Raw genomic sequence first — 16,670 nt, 5'->3', positions numbered from 1 at the left:
GGCGAGCAACCATCTGCTAAATATGACTATCAGGATAGTCAGAATTGCGAACGGGGTCGTGCAGTGACAGCTCACAATCGGGACAGCGCGGTCAGCAGGCGATCGGTGCTGCGTGGCGCGGCGGGTCTGGCAGGCGCGGCCGGGTTGGCGGCGACGGCGGGTCCGGCGGCGGCACAGGGGGCACGCAGGCGAAACGGTCCGCCGCGCAATACGGTCGCGGTGCTGGGAGCGGGCATCGGCGGACTGACCGCCGCACACGAGCTGGCCGAGCGCGGGTTCCAGGTGACGGTGTTCGACCGCAAGGAGCTGGGCGGTAAGTCACGCACCATCCCGCTGCCCGGCACCGGCGGCGGTGGTCGCGCCGCACTCCCGGGTGAGCACGGCGCGCGCGGCTTCACCTCGTTCTATCACCACGTGCACGACACCATGCGCCGCATTCCGCTGCCGGGCACGCGGAATACGGTGCACGACAACTTGGTTCCGTTCTCGGTCAATGACCCGCGTTACCCGCGCGCCGGAAATCTGCCGGACGGCTTTCCGCTCATGTTCGGCTTCTACTTCGATCCACGGCAGGCGCTCACGCCGGATGGCTTGCAGCGCATACTCGTCGAGGTCTTCCTGAAGAACAACCTCATCCCGCTGCCCGAGGCGATCCACATGGCGGGCCGGGTCGTCACCTACCTGACCTCCAGCGAAGAGCGCAGGTTCGGCCAGTGGGAGCAAGTGAGCTGGTGGGATTTCGTCGACGCCGGGACTCGGTCGGCACAGTTCCAGGCCCTCGCCGCAACGGGTTTGACGCGCGCGCTGGTCGCCGCGAAGGAGTACGTCGCCAGTACGCGGACGATGGGCAACATGATGGAGGGCTTCTTCATCGCCCTGCTCCAGGAGCTCACCGGCGGTCCCAAGGTGTACGAGGTGCTCAACGGCCCGACCAACGAGGCGTGGCTGGATCCGTGGATCACGCTGCTGCGCGACATGGGCGTCGAGTTCCGGCCCGGCCATGCCCTCGACGGCTTCGAGGTGACGGGCGACCAGCTCGCCGGTGCGCGAATCCGGCTGCCGGACGGCGCAACTCGACTACACCGTGCCGACTGGTATGTCTGCGCGGTACCGACCGACCGTGCGCGGCGGCTGTGGTCGCCCGAAATCCGTGGCCTGGACCCGGATCTCGCGCGGATGGACGAGCTCACCCTCGACTGGATGACCGGCTTGCAGATGTTCGTCAGCGAAAAGCTGGAACTCGGCGCGGGATACAACATCTACCTGGATTCGCCGTGGCGGCTGACGTCGTACTCTCAGCGCGCGTTCTGGGAGGTCGACTACGCGGCGAAGTACGGCGACGGCACCGTTCTCGACGGCCTCACCATCGACATCGCCGACTGGGATACCCCGGGCATTCTGTTCGGCAAAACCGCCAAACACTGCACCCGCGAAGAGATTTACCAGGAGACCTGGGCACAGCTCACCGCCGCGCTCAACGACGACGGCCGAATTCAGTTGAAGGACGGCATCGTCCGGGATTGGCTGCTCGATCCAGGCATCAGCTGGCAGGACGGCCGGAACCACAACGATGAACCGTTGCTGGTCAATACGATCGGCTCCTGGGCGGCACGGCCCAACGCATACACGAAGATCCCGAATCTTTTCCTCGCCGCCGACTATGTGCGGACCAATTTCGACCTGGCGACCATGGAGGGCGCCAACGAGGCGGGCCGCGCCGCGGTGAACGCGCTGCTGGACGCCGCGGGATCCACCGCGCAACGGGCCACCCTGTTCACCCGCGACTCGATTCCCGCCTTCGAACCACTGCGTCAGATGGATGCCGCTCGCTATCGCGCGGGGCAGCCGAATCTGTTCGATCTGGGGTGAATTTTCGGTTGCTCGCCGACTGCCCGCCAGAAAAGCCTCGGTCCCCTAGACTTTTGCGGGAGAGACGGGTTCACCGACAGCGACTCGTCCGCCATCACCGCCAGTAGGGGGCATGGGTGACGGAAAGTACCGAGATCGTCCGGGTGCACATGACGGGATCCGAGTGGTTCGCGTCGGCGCCGGGTGGGCTCAACCGGTACTTCACCGAGCTATTCCACGCGCTCGCCAGGCAACCCGGTGCGCAGGTGTCCGCCGCGGCGTTCGGTGCGGCCGCCCCCGGTGCCCGATCATGGGGTGGGCTGGGCGGTTCCACAGTGCGCCGGGCCCGCACCGCCTTCCTCGATCGCGACGGCCTGCACCCCGGCACGGTGCTCGACCGGCACTTCTGCCTCTACGGGCCCGCCGCCGTCGCCCGGCACGGACGGCTGCCGCTGGTCGTCCATTTCCACGGGCCGTGGGCAGCGGAGAGCCTGCTCACCGGGCAGAGCGCGGCGGCGGCGCGCGCGAAGTATCTGATCGAACGCCTCCGCTACCTCGGCGCCGACCGATTCGTGGTGCTGTCCAACCACTTTCGCGAGGTACTACATACCGACTACCGGGTTTCCCTGGACCGTATCGCGGTGATCCCGCCGGGCGTCGACCTGACCCGCTTCCACGTCTCCCCTATCCGGCCCGAGACGCGAACCGTGCTGTGCGTGCGCAGGCTCGAACGCCGGATGGGGATCGACACCCTGCTGCGCGCCTGGCCCGGTGTGCTCGATGAGCATCCGACGGCGCGGCTGATAATCGTCGGCACCGGCACGGCCGAGACCGAATTGCGTGACGCCGCAGCACCACTCGGTGACACCGTCGAGTTCGCCGGGCACGTCGACGATCAGCGGCTCACCGAGCTCTACGAGCAGGCGCAGCTGACCGTCGTGCCCACCACCGCGTTGGAAGGCTTCGGCCTGATCGCCCTCGAATCGCTGGCGGCGGGCCGCGCGCCGATCGTCACCGACTGTGGCGGACTACCGGATTCGGTGCGCGGGCTCGATGCGTCGCTCATCGTGCCCGCCGGTGACGCCGACGCGCTCGGGGCCCGCCTGGTCGCCGGATTGCACGGCACCGTGCCAACCCCCGCGCAATGCCGTGCACACGCCGAGACGTTCTCCTGGGATGTCACAGCGGAGCGGCATCTCGCGATGTACCGGGCAATCAGGCAATGACCACGGCACTGTTCGTGGCCCACACCGCGGCGCCGTCCGGCGCCGAGCTCGCCACCTTGCGACTGGTGTCGGCCCTGCGCGACCAGGGGCGGCTCGGCGTCGCCATGGTCTACACAGAGGACGGCCCCATGGTCGAACGGATGCGCGCACGCGGGATCGAAACCCGCGTGCTGCGTGGCCGATTCGACAGCCGGGCGATGACCATCGGTTCCGGCCCGCTCCGGCTGATCGCCGGGTTCGCCGGTCTGCTCAGGCTCGGCTGGTCGCTCGGCGCGACCGCCAGGGAGCTCGGCGCGCACGTGGTGGTGGCGGAGAGCAGCAAGGCGCTGGTGATGGGTGCGGTGGCCGCGCGGCGCGCTCGCGTTCCGCTCGTCTGGCAGGTGCACGATCGGCTCGCCCGCGACTACTTCGGGCGGCTGCCCACCCTGGTGCTGCGGCTGCTCGGGCGGCTGTGCAGCCGGGGCTATCTCGCCAACAGCCGCGTCACGCTGGCCACCCTGCCGGTCGGCCGCAGGCCCGCACTGGTGGCCTATCCGGGAGTCGAATTCGGCCCTGATCTCCCGCGTCGGGATCAGCGTCCGCCCGCCGACACCGTGGTCGCCGTGGTCGGCCGGTTGTCACCGTGGAAGGGCCAGGACGTACTGCTGCGTGCCCTCGCCGCCACGAAAGTCCGTCCGCGCCAAGTGTTCCTGATCGGCGGCACGTTCTTCGACGAGGAGCCGTACCGCGCCGAACTCGAACGTCTCGCCCGCGACCTCCAGTTGCCGGTAACTTTTACCGGCCACGTCGACGACCCGGCCGAATATCTGCGTGACACCGACATTCTGGTGCACAGCTCGGTCCTTCCCGAACCGTTCGGCCAGGTGGTGGTGGAGGGCATGCACGCGGGCTGCGCCGTCATCGCCAGCACGCCGGGTGGTCCCACCGAGATCGTCCGGCCCGGTGTCGACGGGCTACTCGTACCGGGCGGCGACGAGCGACAACTCACGACCGCACTCGACACCCTCATCGGCGACCCCGCACTGCGCACCAGGCTGGCCAAGGCTGGCCGCACCCGCGCAAAGGACTTCGACATCACCGAAACGGCGCATACGGTCGCCGCCTTCCTCTTCGACATCGCACAACGCAACGGCGCGGCGGGCACCCCCTATTCAGCAGAGAGAGCCCCGCATGGCTGAACACGCGGCCCCGGACGACCCGGACCGTTCACCCGCTCCACCCGGAGCACACCGCCGAAACATCAAGCGCGGCCACGGCTTTCTCGGGATTGTTCGCGACATCGGCTACGTCAGCTTCGGTAAGTACGGCCAGTACGTCGTCACCATCGTGACGGTGCCGCTGATCGCCCGCGTGCTCGGCGCGCACGGTCTCGGCCTGCTCGCGATCGGTATGTCGGCTTATTTCATCGGCTCATTGCTGGTCGATCTCGGCATCACCTCATATCTGGCCGCGCGGGTGCACGACGCGGGCCTCGGCGACGACCGCCTGGCGCACATCAACCAGCTGCGCGGCGACTACCTGGCCATCCGCACGAGCACTCTCGGCGTCCTCGGGATCGCACTGCTGCTCAGCTACGCGCTCGGCGCACCCGTTCATCTGGAGATGATCCTGCTCGGGCTGTTCGCGGGCGGCTTCTGGTCGGTGTCGGAAGACTGGCTGCTCATCGGGCAGGGGCGCTTCGGCGCCTCCACCGCCTATCAGGCCGTCGGCCGCATCGGGTACCTCGTGCTGCTCGTGGCGGTGCTCCCCCGCGTGCCCAATGCCCAGGTCGCGGTGCTGTGCCTGCTCGTCTCGTCCATTCCGACCGTCCTGCTGACCTGGTGGGATTCGTTGCGCACCTTCGGGCTGCCGTCGCGGCCGCGCGACGTGCGGACCGTGTTACGTACCGGCGCACCGGTTTTCACTTCCCGTCTCTTGGTGACCACCTACGGACAGGGTGCGGCGGCGGTGTACTCGGGGGTGCTGGACGCCGTGTCGCTCGGGCTGTACTCGGCGGGCGATCGGTTGGTCCGCGCCATCCAATCGACCCTGGACCCCATCGGTTTCGCCCTGCTACCGCGGATGGCGCGCAAGAGCGCCGACGACAACTTCTGGCGGCACGCACTCCAGGCACTGGCCGCCTGCGTCTGCACCGCGACGGTGGCGGCCGCCGCGGTATGGCTGGCCGCGCCGATGCTGATCCACCTGGTGTTCGGCAAGGACTTCACCGGTGCGATCGACCTGCTGCGAGTCGAAACGTTCGTGCTGCCCGCGACGGCGATCACCTCGTTCGTCACCACGGCCGTGCTCCCGGTGCGCCAGGACACCACCGGCGTACTGATCGGGGCGGTGCTCGGCACCTGCGTGGCGGCCACGGCACTGGCCATCGCGTTCCGCACCCACTCGGTGTGGACGCTGGTCTACGGCACCGTGATCGTCGAATTCACCGTCGCCGCTTGGTATCTGCTCAGGATCCGCACACTCGTGCGCCGTGAGCGGGTAACACCCGCTCCGGATCCCGCGATTGTGCTGATGCGGGAGGACGGCGGGACATGAGAATTCTCTATCTTGGCGACGATTGGGTCGGCAGCAACGCCCACTCGCTGGCCGGCGGCTTCCGGCAGGCCGGGCACGACGTGGTGGTCATCGACACCACCCGGGTCACCCTGCCGGCCAGACTCTCGCCGCCCTGGGTCTATTCGAAGCTGGCCCACAGGCGCGCGCCCTGGAACGTGGCCGGGTTGCACGCCGACATCGAGCGGGCCGCCGCCGAGTTCCGGCCGGACATGCTGTTCGCGTTCAAGAGCATTCACCTCGACCAGCGCAGGCTGCTGGACGTCCCGGCGCGGCTGCACGTGCACTACAGCCCCGACGACGTCGCGAACCCCGAGAATGTCAGTGCGGAATACCTTGCGCACGAAGCCGACTGGGACCACATCGTCACCACCAAACACCACAATGTCGCCGAACTGCGCGACCGCGGCGCCCGCGCGGTCACCTTCGTGCGCAGCGCCTACGACCCGGCCTGGCACCATCCCACCGCGCGGCGCGGCACCCGGCAGTTCCTCGTCGGCTTCATCGGCGTCTGCCGGCCGGACCGCCGCGCCGAGCTGGTCGGGCTCGCCCGCACCCACGGCTCCCGCATGCTGGTGCGCGGGCCGGGCTGGCGCCGGGTGCCCGAATTGCGCGCCACCGGCGCCGAAGTCGGCGGCGCCGTGTACGGCGAACGCTACTCGGAGGTGGTCGCGAGCGTCACCGCCAACCTGGTCCTGCTCAACTCCGACAACCGCGATACGCACACCTGCCGCACCTTCGAAGTGCCCGCCGCCGGTGGGCTTTTCGTCGGCGAACGCACCGACGAGCACGCCGAACTACTCCAGGACACCAGCGAGTGCTTCCTGTTCAGCGAGGCCGACGAGCTGAGCGCCATCCTGGACTGGTGCGCCGCGCAACCCGACAAGGCGGCCGCGGTGGCCGAGGCTGGGTATCAGCGCATCGTCGCGAGCGAGCACCGCTACGTCGACCGGGCCCGCGAGATCGTGCGTGCGGTCAGTGACCGCGCATGAGCGAGCGCAGCGAGCGAACAGATGACACAGCGCCATTGGCTGGCGTGACGGCGCCGAGCGTCAGCGAGGTGTCGTCATGACAGCCACCACCGAGGTCCTGCTGATCGCGCTCGCGCTGGCCACGATCGTGGTGGCGGCCAGCACGATTCCCGGCGTCGCGCGAGTGTTCCTCATCGCGCAGGCAGCGTTCTGGTCGCTGTCGTATCTGGCGCGCCCGCTCGTGCTGCTGTGGGTACAGCCCGAACCGCACTTCGGTGACAATGTGGCGGACCCGCGGCTGGCCCAGTTCGGCTACGACCGCGGCATCGCGCTGGTGCTGGAGCACGTCGCCTTCGGCCTGTGGGTCTACGCGGGACTCGTTGTCGCCTACGCGTTCTGGGCTCGGCGGCACCCACCCGTCAAGCTGCCCGCGCTGACCGGCGATCCGAATTTCGTGCCGACCCTGGTGGCCACCTACGGCGTCGGCCTGTTCGGCCGGGCCGCCTCCGTCGCCTCCGGTTCGGTCGGCGGCGCGGGCGAGATCGGCAGCGCCAATCCGATCCTGTCCTTCGTCGCCATCCTGGCCACCATCTCCGCCCTCGGGCTGATCATCTTCGTCCGGCCCGCCCGCCCGCAGCTGACCGCCCTGATCATCGGCGGGTTGCTCATGGGCGAGCTGGCCTGGACCGCCGTCGTCGAGTCGAAGACGCCGATCATCGGTGCCGCACTCGCCATCGCGGTCCGTTTCGCGATCCTCGGGTGGACCAAGACCAAAGCGATCTCGGTCGGCGCCATCGCGGTGCTCGGCGTCGGCGGGTTCGGCTGGTTGCAGTCGCTGAAGCAGACCGAGTACGCGAAAGCCGAAGCAGCACTGGTCGATTCGAGTTATCCGCCGGTCGTCCAGCCCTTCCTGAGCATTCTGCGACGGTTCGATCTTCTCGAGGCCGCGACCGACGCCTACTTCCACCAGCCAGGCCTGTGGCTGTCGCCCGTCGAGACGCTGCGGCATGCCGCGGCCAGCCTGGTCCCCAGTCAGCTGCTCGGCACGGCCAAGTTCCAGTCCGGCACCGCGTGGGCGCAGGATGTGCGCGGCGCGTCGGTCGACATGACCAAGGTGTCGGTGTCGCTGGCCGAGGGCAACCTCAACGAAGGTTATGTGCTGGGCGGCTATCCGGGCGTGGTCATCTGTGCCGTGTTCACCTTCCTGCTGCTGCTCGCCTGGGCCAGGGCGCTGTATTCGCGGGTATTCCCGATCGTGGTGCTCGGGCTCGCGATGACCGGCTCCTCCGCGCTGTTCGAACGCGGGATTCTCGGCAGCATGGAGAATCTCGGCAAATTCCTGCAAGCCGCCGTGCTCGCCTGGCTCATCTCGCTGGTCGTGCGCGAGTACCGCAGGCGCACACAGACTGATCCACCCTTCGCGGAGCCACCACCGGCCGCGGAACCTGTTGTCGTCGGGGCTGTCACTACCGAAAAGAGAGAATCCCCATGGGATTGATCGATTATTGGCATATCGCGCGCCGACGCTGGGTCATCATCGTCGCGGTGCTGGTGCTGTGCTTCGGCGCGTCGGCCGGATACCTCAGCACCCTCCCGACCACCTACGTCGCCACCAGCAGCATGTACGTGTCGATGGCCACCGGCACCTCGGTCAACGACTCCTACCAGGGTGGACTGGCCGCCCAGCAGCGGGTCCGCTCGTATCTGGACCTGGCCACCAGCGCCACCGTCGCCAAACGGGTCATCGATGATCTGGGCCTGAAGATGTCGGTCAGCGAGGTGCAGGGCACCATCAAAGTGTTCTCGCCGCCCGCGACGACGAACATCATCCTCACCGTCCAGTCCTCGACCGCCGAGGGGGCGCGCGACCTGGCCAACTCGGTGGTTTCCCAATTCCGGCGCCTGGTAGATGAATTGGAGACCATCGAACGCGACGCGGCGCCGGCCGCCCGCATCACCGTGGTCGACCGCGCCGAGGTGCCCGCCGCGCCGAGCGGACCGCAGTCGACCCGCATCCTCGCGCTCGGCCTGCTCGCCGGGATCGCGCTCGGCTGCGCGGCTGCCTTCGTTCGCGATCGCACCGACCGCACCCTGCGCACGTCCAACGATCTGGCGGCCGTGCTGCCGGTGCCGATCCTGGGCATCATCGACGCGGATCGGCCCGGCGCCCCCGACGAGACACGCAGGCTACGGACCCGGCTGCTCCGGGAGGGCGAGAGCCGGAGCATGCTGCTGACCAGCTTTTCATCCCGGTCCGAGCCGGAAGTAGCGGTGGCACTGGCGAAGTCGTTCGCCGACACCGGCAGCAAGGTGGTGCTGATCGACGCCGATACCTCGGGGCAGGGCAGCTCGCGCGCCTTGGCCGAGCAGCCGAGCGTCGGTCTGGCGACGGTGTTGCAGGGCACCGCGCCGATCTCGGAGGCACTGATCGCGTGGCCGGAGACCGGCCTGACCGTGCTGCCGCTCGGCGCGGCCGACGAGCGCACACCCGATCTGCTCGCCTCGGACCGGTTCGCAGCCGTTGTCGCGAAACTGACCACCGACTACGACCATGTCGTGGTGCAGGCCGCACCCGTCGCGCACGCCGCCGACGCCATCGCCGTGGCCCCGCTCTGCGATCACGCCATCGCGGTCGTGCTGCTCGGCCAGACCAGCGCACCGGAATTGCGCGGTGCGCTGGCTACATTCGGCGACAACAAGCTCACCGGCGCGGTAGCGTACAGCAAGCCGGGCAACCGGCTGCAGCGACTCAGCGGGAGGCTGCGGCGATGAACGACGATGCGGTCGGCCGACGGCGCATGCTCGCCGCGGCGCTCGGCGCGGCGGGTGCCGCCCCGATGCTCGCGGCCTGTAGCACCGGCTCCAGCACCTCCGGAACTCCCCACGTCGAGTTCCGTTCCCCGCACGTCAGCGACGCACCCGCGGCACGCAATGTTCGTGACTTCGGCGCGGTCGGTGACGGCGTCGCCGACGACACGGCCGCGATCGCCGCGGCGGCCGCCGTACGCGACGTTCCGCTGGTGATGTACCTACCCGCGGGCCACTACCGGGTGACGGCGTGGCCCGAACTCGGCGATTACGCCACGATTCTCGGCGACGGCGCCGACATCACCATCGTGGTCTGCGAAACCGACACAACCCTCGTTGCGCTACGCAAGCGCAGCCGGGTGCGGTTCGCTCGGCTCGGCTTCTACCTGACCGGGCCGAAGGCCACCGCCGTGCTGCTCTCGGAGTGCTTCCGCTGCTCGTTCGACTCGGTGGTGATCCGCGGCAACCACATCGCCGAGAACCATCCGCGTTATCTCGGGCAACGCGGGGTGGTGCTGGAGGGCAATACCGGCGGCACCGCATTCCTGAACTGCGACATCAACAATTTCGGCTACGGCATCGTCACCTCCTGCATCCAGAACTATGTGACCTCGTCCAAGCTCACCAGCAACTTCGTCGGCGTGCTCGGCACCGGCAACGACCACAACGCCGGATTGGCGCTCACCAACGTCGAATTCGTCTCCGACGCCGACCCGCGCACCACCGACAAGCACATCCTCGTCGACGGTGCGGCCAACGACTGGTGGCTCACCAACGTCTGGTTCGAGGGCGCCGACATCGCGTTGTCCATCGGCCGGGCCGATCGTGGCGGGCCCGCGCAGTTCGGCATGACCAACTGCAAGGTCGCCGCGCGCACCGTCGCCGTCGACCTGATCTACTGCCGCCAGCCCTATCTCGCCAACGTCCAGTTCGACCGGGATCTGGACCAGCCGCCCATCGAATTGCGGATCGACCCGGCCGGCTGCCCCGAAGGGACCGCGGTGAACCTGATCTCCACGGCGGCAGAGGATCTCAATCCGACACTATTTCCGCCACGATGGCATGTGCTCGGCCGCACCAGCACGCACGCACCGTCGTTCACCGGGACCATCGTCGCCAAGGCCGGACGCGGTGATGCCGACGTCTTCCAGGCGCAATCGCCCGACGGTGCGCTGCGCTCGGCCGTATTGGCCAGCGGGACTTGGCTTTCCGAGCAGACCGAAGGCGGCATCGTGCTCAAAGACGCTACCGGCACCTACTGGCGGCTGTCCGTCTCCACCGAGGGCGTGCTGAAGACGATGTCGCTGGGCAAAACGCGACCGCGCGAGTAACCGCCATGACGACAACTCCCAGATCGTTGGCGCACATCACTCTCGGTCCGGTACTGCTGCACGGAAACAGTGTCGTGGTCCGGCCGCCGCGGATCGCGGACTACCCGCACTGGCGGCGCATCCGACTGCGGGATCGGCACTACATCGAGCCGTTCTGGTACAGCTCGACCCTGGACTGGGCGGCGCGACATTGCGGAACCCATTGGGTGCGTGAATGTTTGACCAGTCAAGCGGAAGCGCGGACCGGTCGCAGGCTGGCGTCGGTGATCGAGGTCGACGGCCGGTTCGCCGGGCAGGTCGAGCTCGGTTCCATCGACACCGCCGCCGCGTCGGCCGAACTGGGCATCTGGGTCGACGCCGAGGTCGCCAGGCACGGGATCGGCGGTATGGCGGCGGCGATGCTGATGGACTACGGCGTCGAACACCTCGGCCTGCAGCGGATCACCGCGCCGATCTCACCGGCCAATGTCGCCGCCGCGCGGGGCGCCGCCGGGCTCGGTTTCCGCCGGGAAGCCTTGATGGGCCGATACTTCGACGTGGGCGGTGCCCGCCGCGACCACGAGTTGTGGGGGCTCACCAAGGCCGATGTTCCGCCCCGGGGCTTTGTGCGGCACTGGATCGACCGTTACGACGCCCACCCCACCTCGCCGCCGCCCACCGCGGCCGGCGAGGCGACCGAGGCACCGTTGCCGAGAATCACGGTGCTCGCCGCGACCTCGCGCCACTACGCCGGGCGGGTGCTGCATCTGCTCGACCCGCTGCGTCCCCCCCGACGGGTCCGGCTCGCCGATCCCGGCAGGCAGGAGGTGGTCATCCGGAACCGGCGCGTGACCGACTGGGGCCGGTGGCGCGCGACCCGGCTGCGCAGTCGTGCGGTGCTCGACCCCGATACGGCGAGTTCGGCCGAGACCTGGGCCCGCAGGCACACCTGGTACCGGTGGCTACGCGAATTCCTCTATGCGCGGCCAGGTTTGCGGTCCGCGCGCGGGCTCGTGCTGGCGATCGAGGTCAAGGGCGACTATGTCGGCGAGGCCAGGTTGTTCGATCTCGACATGTTCGACCGCAATGCCCGCATGTTCGTCTGGACCGATCCCGCGCACGGCGACGATATCCGGACGGCCGCCACCCGGCTGCTGCTCACCCACGCGTTCGGCCCGCTCGGCTTGTGCCGGGTCTCGACGGCCGTCGAACCCGACGATGCCCGCTCCGCCGATATCGCCGCGCGCGTCGGCCTGACCCTCGAGGGGCGCATGCGCGGCTACGTCGGCGCCACCGGCCGTCGCGGCGACCACGACCTGTGGGCCGTCACCATGGGCACGGCCGCCGACGCGGGGCCGGAGACCCCCGCGCCGTCCATCAGACGGCCGCTGGGCCCGGCCGACCCGCAGTGACCACGACCCGACCCTCCAGGAGCCCGACCATGGAGCCGATTTCCGACCATCCGGCGGCACCGCGCCGCTTCACCCGCAGCAACGAGCTCCAAGCGCGGCTGCACGACCTGATTCCCGGTGGGGCACACACCTATGCCCGAGGCGCCGACCAATACCCCGAGCACATGGCACCGATCCTGGTGCGCGGCAAAGGTTGTCACGTCTGGGACGCGGACGGCAACCGTTATGTCGAGTACGGCATGGGCTTACGTTCGGTCACCCTGGGGCACGGCTTCCCACCGGTCCTCGACGCCGTGCACCGCGCCATCGCCGACGGCGTCAGTTTCAGTCGCCCGACCGAACTGGAACTGCTTGCGGCGCAAGATTTCCTGAGCCTCGTACCGGGCGCCGACATGGTGAAGTTCGCCAAGAACGGCTCCGACGCGACCACCGCCGCGGTCCGGCTGGCCAGAGCCGCCACCGGCCGGACCGCCGTCGCCGTCTGCGATCAACCGTTCTTCTCGGTGGACGACTGGTTCATCGGCACCACCACGATGAACAGCGGCATCCCCGCCGAAACTTCGGCGGGCACAGTGCGATTCCGCTACAACGATCTGCCGTCGCTGGCGGCCGTGCTGGATTCCGGGGTGATCGCGGCGGTCGTCCTGGAGGCCGCCACCGCGCTGGCCGAACCGGAACCCGGCTTCCTGGCCGGTGTTCGAGCGCTCTGCGACCGCTACGGCGCACTGCTCGTGTTCGACGAGATGATCACCGGCTTCCGCTGGTCCGCGGGCGGCGCGCAGGCGGTGTACGGTGTGCGGCCCGACCTGTCCTGCTGGGGTAAGGCCATGGGCAACGGGTTTCCGCTCTCGGCCCTGGCGGGCCGGCGCGAGTTCATGGAACTCGGTGGCCTGCGCACCGATCAGGACCGGGTCTTCCTGTTGTCCACCACGCACGGACCGGAGACCGGTGCGCTGGCCGCGTTCCGTGCCGTGGTGCACGAGTATCGGACCAGTGATCCCGTCGAGCGAATGGAGCGCGCGGGCCGCCGGCTCGCCGACGGTGTCAACGCCGTGGCCGCCGAGCTCGGCATCGCCGAGTATCTCCAGGTGCTCGGCCGACCGTCCTGCCTCATCTTCGTCACCCGCGACCCGGACGGTCAGCCCTCCCAGGAATTCCGCACCTTGTTCCTGCAGGAGTTGCTGCACCGCGGTGTGCTCGGGCAGTCCTTCGTCACCTCGGCCGCGCACACCGACGCCGATATCGATGAGACGATCGCGGCCTGCCGGGAAGCGGCGGCCGTCTACCGCAAGGCGATCGAGCAGGTTGGTGTCGGCGGTCTGCTCGAAGGTCGCGCCGTCGCCCCCGCGATCCGCCGCCACGCGGCGCCGCGGCGCATCTCGTCCGAGCTCGCATGACGCAGCCGCGCATCGCCATCGTGCACGAACGGTTCACCGAGTTCGGCGGCTCCGAGGCGGTCGTCGGTGCGCTCGCCGAAACGTGGCCGGGGACCGAGGTTTTCGCGCCGATCGTCGATCCCGCGGGCGTGCGGGCTCCGCTCACCACGGTGCACGACACCTGGTTGAGCCGGGCCTACGCCGTCTCGGGTGGCCGCTCGCACGCGCCGTTGCTGCCGTTCGTCCCGCGTGCTCTGCGCCGCCTCCCGCTACGGGATCGCTACGACGCTGTCGTCGTCAGCCATCACGCCTTCGCCACGCAAGCCGCCTTCGCCACCGACGCGCCGGTGATCGCCTATGTGCACAGTCCGGCACGGTGGGCCTGGGACAAGGATTTTCGTGCGCAGGAGGCCGGTGGTCGTGCGGGTCAGCTAGCGCTCACCGCGCTGGGGTCGCTGGCTCGCCGGTCCGAATTGCGTGCTGCCCCTAGGCTTTCGCATGTCATCGCGAATTCTCGAGCCGTCGCCGACCGGGTCAACGACTGGTGGGGGTTGCCCGCGACAGTCACCTATCCGCCGGTCCAGATCGACCGCTTCACGCCCGAACCGACGATTGCGCGCGAGGACTTCTTCCTCTTCGCGGGCAGGCTCGTCCCGTACAAACGCCCGGACCTCGCCATCCGCGCCGCCCAGCGAGCGGGCTGCCGACTCGTCATTCTCGGCGACGGGCGGTTCCGCACCCACCTCGACACGCTCGCCGGACCGGCAACGACCTTTCTCGGCGCCACCTCCCATGACGTGCTGCTCGACACCTATCGCCGGTGCCGCGCGCTGCTCATGCCCGGCGTGGAGGACTTCGGCATCGTCCCGGTCGAGGCAATGGCTTGTGGCACACCGATTCTCGCGGTCGGGCATGGTGGCGCGCTGGACACCGTCGTGCCCGGCACGACCGGCGAGCACATACCGCACGGTCCCGACGCGGCGGTCGTCGAGCACCTGGCCAAGGCGATGGTCGACTTCGACCCCGCCTGTTATAGCCCGGTCGCTATCCGTGCCCACGCCGAGACGTTCTCCCCTGCCGCGTTCCGCGCCGATGTGGCCGCCACCGTCGCCCGGTTTGTGCGCTGACCCGCACCGCGCCTCGAGGATGGTGCGGGAATAGGACCGGTCGCCGGCTGGTTGCGGCCGATGGTCGAGTAAGCAGCGTGCGCGAAGGAGGCAGCAGTATGTCGCAGGTCAGGGACGACACCACCGCCGACGGTTCCGGCGCACCGAACGATGCCGGGGAGCTACGCGGGCGGACGGTCGTGCTGATCGGCGGCGGCTCCGGCATCGGGTTGCGGGTCGCGCACCGGGTCGTCGCGGCCGGCGGGCGAGTCGTACTGGGTGGGCGCACCGCCGCCCGGTTGACCGCCGCGGCAGCCGAACTCGGTGACGCGGCCAGGTGGCAGACCGTCGACACCGGCGATACCGACTCGCTCGCCGCCTTCTTCGACGGCATCGACCGCGTCGACCATCTGTTCACCACGGCGGCGTCCTACCAGGTCGGGCCGATGCGCGAGCTCAGCGCGGCGGACGCGGCGTCACCGTTCGAGTCCAAGTTCTGGGGCCAGTACCACGCGATCCGGTTGGCCGCGCCCAAGCTCGCCGCAGACGGATCGGTGGTGTTGATGTCGGGTGCCGCGTCGGCTCGTCCCGCCGGCCTCGCCCCCGCATACGTCGCGTGCAATGCCGCCATCGAAGGGCTGGGTCGTGGGCTCGCCGTCGAACTCGCGCCCGTCCGGGTCAACGTCCTCTCGCCGGGCACGGTGGACGGGCACCTGTGGTCGAACCGGCCGGACGTCGCCCGGGCGGCCGCCTTCGATCAGTACCGTCGCGAAACGCTGCTCGGCCGGCCCGCGACCGAGGACGAGATCGCGCACTCGGTCGTCTACCTGTTCACCAACACCTTCACCACCGGGTCCACTCTCTACCCTGATGGCGGCTACACACTTCGTTGATCGAACGGGACGACCACTCGGCTACGGCACCCCGCACCCGTCGGGGTGCCGTAGCCGGGGAACGTCAGCCGAGCTGGTAGGTCGCCAGCACAGCCTTGTGGTCGGTCACCCACTTCGGCGGCGAGGCGATGAAATTGTCCTGCGTGTTCTCGTCCTGGCGGACGTTGCGCACGATCGAGCCGCGCGGGCCGACGATTCCGGCGCCGGTCAGGTTCAGCGCGGAGCCGGGGCCCGCGAAGATGTAATCGATCCGGTCCCGCTCGTCGGCCTCGGGTGTCCAGGTGAGCTGGTCGACCCGCGCGTCCGGATTGCTGGCGGGCCAGGTGAATCCGGGATGGGTCACCGGGTTCGGGTAGGTCGTGCGGTAGGCGTCCACGAAACCGGCCTGTTGCAGGCGCCGCGTGCTCTCCCACGGCAGCACCACGCCGTGATGGTCGAACAGATTCGCCGTCGCGGGCGTCCAGTCCAGTACAGACGGTTCATTGAAGTCACCGCCCAGGAGTACCGAACTACCCGCTGCCGCTTCGGCTTTCGCGTCGTCGATGAAGGCGCTGAGTACGTCGGGGCGGCCCGAGGCGAGGTTGACCCGCTGCACCGCCACCGGATCGGTGACCGGCCCACCCGGCATCTTGTTCCAGCCGAACTCGGAGTACTCCCCCGGCGCGGGCACGCCCGCACCGTATCCGCGCGGCAGATAGGTGGCGTACCAACGGTATTCGAGGTGGGCGGCGTAGGCGGTCACCCGCTTTCCGCCGATGTTCAACCGCGCCTTGACCATCCACCGCTGATCGGCGCTGTCCTCGACCGGGAACTCCGTGAGCAGGCCGGTGTCACCGGAGGACACCGCGGTGAACTTACGCCCCTTCTTCTCCAGCGCGGCCGCGATCGCGTTCGTCGCCTTGTTCGCCTCCGACAGCAGCACGATCGAGGCCTGCGTATCGATGATCAGATCGGCGACCAGCCCTATCCCGTTGGAGATCTTGCTCCCGCCCAACCAGATATTGATCGCCAGCACCCGGATCTCCCCCGGCGCCGCGGCGGCCACCGGCAGTCCGGCCCCGGCGGCCAGCACACCGCCCGCCACCCCGAGCACCTTCATCGCATCGCGTCGCGTCATCGAACTCGTCATAGTGACCTCACTCCGATCGTCTGCACAGCGGGACCTCG

General features: G+C 68.9%; 13 protein-coding genes. 12 read left to right on the top strand and 1 reads right to left on the bottom strand.

Annotation, left to right across the window (positions count from 1 at the left end; translation table 11 throughout):
- The first annotated feature begins 63 nt into the window (after nucleotides 1-63).
- From DBO33_RS19720 to DBO33_RS19665, 12 genes are all read left to right on the top strand, one after another.
- Nucleotides 64-1,869, top strand: coding sequence for a hydroxysqualene dehydroxylase (locus DBO33_RS19720; RefSeq protein ID WP_234390927.1), 1,806 nt, complete (start codon nucleotides 64-66; stop codon nucleotides 1,867-1,869).
- Between the two features lie 149 nt (nucleotides 1,870-2,018).
- Nucleotides 2,019-3,074, top strand: a complete 1,056-nt coding sequence (locus DBO33_RS19715) for a glycosyltransferase family 4 protein (RefSeq protein ID WP_107660415.1) — start codon at nucleotides 2,019-2,021, stop codon at nucleotides 3,072-3,074.
- Nucleotides 3,071-4,252 carry a glycosyltransferase family 4 protein gene (locus tag DBO33_RS19710; protein WP_107656361.1) on the top strand — a complete coding sequence of 394 codons (1,182 nt, stop codon included), beginning with the start codon at nucleotides 3,071-3,073 and terminating at the stop codon, nucleotides 4,250-4,252. The genes DBO33_RS19715 and DBO33_RS19710 overlap by 4 nt, the downstream gene beginning before the upstream one ends.
- Nucleotides 4,245-5,609 carry a lipopolysaccharide biosynthesis protein gene (locus DBO33_RS19705; protein ID WP_107656360.1) on the top strand — a complete coding sequence of 455 codons (1,365 nt, stop codon included), beginning with the start codon at nucleotides 4,245-4,247 and terminating at the stop codon, nucleotides 5,607-5,609. Before DBO33_RS19710 ends, DBO33_RS19705 begins: the two co-directional genes overlap by 8 nt.
- On the top strand, nucleotides 5,606-6,619 hold the full coding sequence (locus DBO33_RS19700) for a CgeB family protein (RefSeq protein ID WP_107656359.1): 1,014 nt from the start codon (nucleotides 5,606-5,608) through the stop codon (nucleotides 6,617-6,619). The genes DBO33_RS19705 and DBO33_RS19700 overlap by 4 nt, the downstream gene beginning before the upstream one ends.
- Nucleotides 6,620-6,695: 76 nt before the next feature.
- Nucleotides 6,696-8,096: a hypothetical protein gene (locus DBO33_RS19695; protein ID WP_107656358.1), complete on the top strand. Its 1,401-nt coding sequence runs from the start codon at nucleotides 6,696-6,698 to the stop codon at nucleotides 8,094-8,096.
- Nucleotides 8,087-9,370, top strand: a complete 1,284-nt coding sequence (locus DBO33_RS19690; protein ID WP_107656357.1) for a GNVR domain-containing protein — start codon at nucleotides 8,087-8,089, stop codon at nucleotides 9,368-9,370. Before DBO33_RS19695 ends, DBO33_RS19690 begins: the two co-directional genes overlap by 10 nt.
- Nucleotides 9,367-10,737 carry a glycosyl hydrolase family 28-related protein gene (locus DBO33_RS19685; RefSeq protein WP_107656356.1) on the top strand — a complete coding sequence of 457 codons (1,371 nt, stop codon included), beginning with the start codon at nucleotides 9,367-9,369 and terminating at the stop codon, nucleotides 10,735-10,737. Before DBO33_RS19690 ends, DBO33_RS19685 begins: the two co-directional genes overlap by 4 nt.
- A 5-nt stretch (nucleotides 10,738-10,742) precedes the next feature.
- On the top strand, nucleotides 10,743-12,128 hold the full coding sequence (locus tag DBO33_RS19680) for a GNAT family N-acetyltransferase (RefSeq protein WP_107656355.1): 1,386 nt from the start codon (nucleotides 10,743-10,745) through the stop codon (nucleotides 12,126-12,128).
- 29 nt (nucleotides 12,129-12,157) lie between these two features.
- The gene (locus DBO33_RS19675; RefSeq protein ID WP_107656354.1) at nucleotides 12,158-13,525 is read left to right on the top strand and encodes a glutamate-1-semialdehyde 2,1-aminomutase; all 1,368 of its coding nucleotides are present in this window, start codon (nucleotides 12,158-12,160) and stop codon (nucleotides 13,523-13,525) included.
- Nucleotides 13,522-14,631: a glycosyltransferase gene (locus tag DBO33_RS19670; protein WP_107656353.1), complete on the top strand. Its 1,110-nt coding sequence runs from the start codon at nucleotides 13,522-13,524 to the stop codon at nucleotides 14,629-14,631. The genes DBO33_RS19675 and DBO33_RS19670 overlap by 4 nt, the downstream gene beginning before the upstream one ends.
- Nucleotides 14,632-14,729: 98 nt before the next feature.
- Nucleotides 14,730-15,503: an SDR family oxidoreductase gene (locus tag DBO33_RS19665; protein ID WP_107656352.1), complete on the top strand. Its 774-nt coding sequence runs from the start codon at nucleotides 14,730-14,732 to the stop codon at nucleotides 15,501-15,503.
- Nucleotides 15,504-15,567: 64 nt separating this feature from the next.
- Here DBO33_RS19665 and DBO33_RS19660 read toward each other — a convergent pair whose 3' ends face one another.
- A complete protein-coding gene (locus tag DBO33_RS19660) occupies nucleotides 15,568-16,620 on the bottom strand; it encodes an endonuclease/exonuclease/phosphatase family protein (RefSeq protein ID WP_234390926.1) in 1,053 nt (350 codons plus the stop codon).
- Nucleotides 16,621-16,670: the final 50 nt, after the last annotated feature.

This window comes from Nocardia suismassiliense, assembly GCF_900269665.1.
Lineage (GTDB): Bacteria > Actinomycetota > Actinomycetes > Mycobacteriales > Mycobacteriaceae > Nocardia > Nocardia suismassiliense.
This window is presented reverse-complemented; position numbering and strand designations above follow the sequence as displayed.

Coding starts and splice junctions, on each gene's coding strand:
- DBO33_RS19705 (WP_107656360.1), top strand. CDS start 4,245: ATGGCTGAACACGCGGCCCCGGACGACCCGGACCGTTCACCCGCTCCA.
- DBO33_RS19670 (WP_107656353.1), top strand. CDS start 13,522: ATGACGCAGCCGCGCATCGCCATCGTGCACGAACGGTTCACCGAGTTC.
- DBO33_RS19690 (WP_107656357.1), top strand. CDS start 8,087: ATGGGATTGATCGATTATTGGCATATCGCGCGCCGACGCTGGGTCATC.
- DBO33_RS19660 (WP_234390926.1), bottom strand. CDS start 16,620: ATGACGCGACGCGATGCGATGAAGGTGCTCGGGGTGGCGGGCGGTGTG.
- DBO33_RS19680 (WP_107656355.1), top strand. CDS start 10,743: ATGACGACAACTCCCAGATCGTTGGCGCACATCACTCTCGGTCCGGTA.
- DBO33_RS19715 (WP_107660415.1), top strand. CDS start 2,019: ATGACGGGATCCGAGTGGTTCGCGTCGGCGCCGGGTGGGCTCAACCGG.
- DBO33_RS19675 (WP_107656354.1), top strand. CDS start 12,158: ATGGAGCCGATTTCCGACCATCCGGCGGCACCGCGCCGCTTCACCCGC.
- DBO33_RS19710 (WP_107656361.1), top strand. CDS start 3,071: ATGACCACGGCACTGTTCGTGGCCCACACCGCGGCGCCGTCCGGCGCC.
- DBO33_RS19700 (WP_107656359.1), top strand. CDS start 5,606: ATGAGAATTCTCTATCTTGGCGACGATTGGGTCGGCAGCAACGCCCAC.
- DBO33_RS19695 (WP_107656358.1), top strand. CDS start 6,696: ATGACAGCCACCACCGAGGTCCTGCTGATCGCGCTCGCGCTGGCCACG.
- DBO33_RS19685 (WP_107656356.1), top strand. CDS start 9,367: ATGAACGACGATGCGGTCGGCCGACGGCGCATGCTCGCCGCGGCGCTC.
- DBO33_RS19665 (WP_107656352.1), top strand. CDS start 14,730: ATGTCGCAGGTCAGGGACGACACCACCGCCGACGGTTCCGGCGCACCG.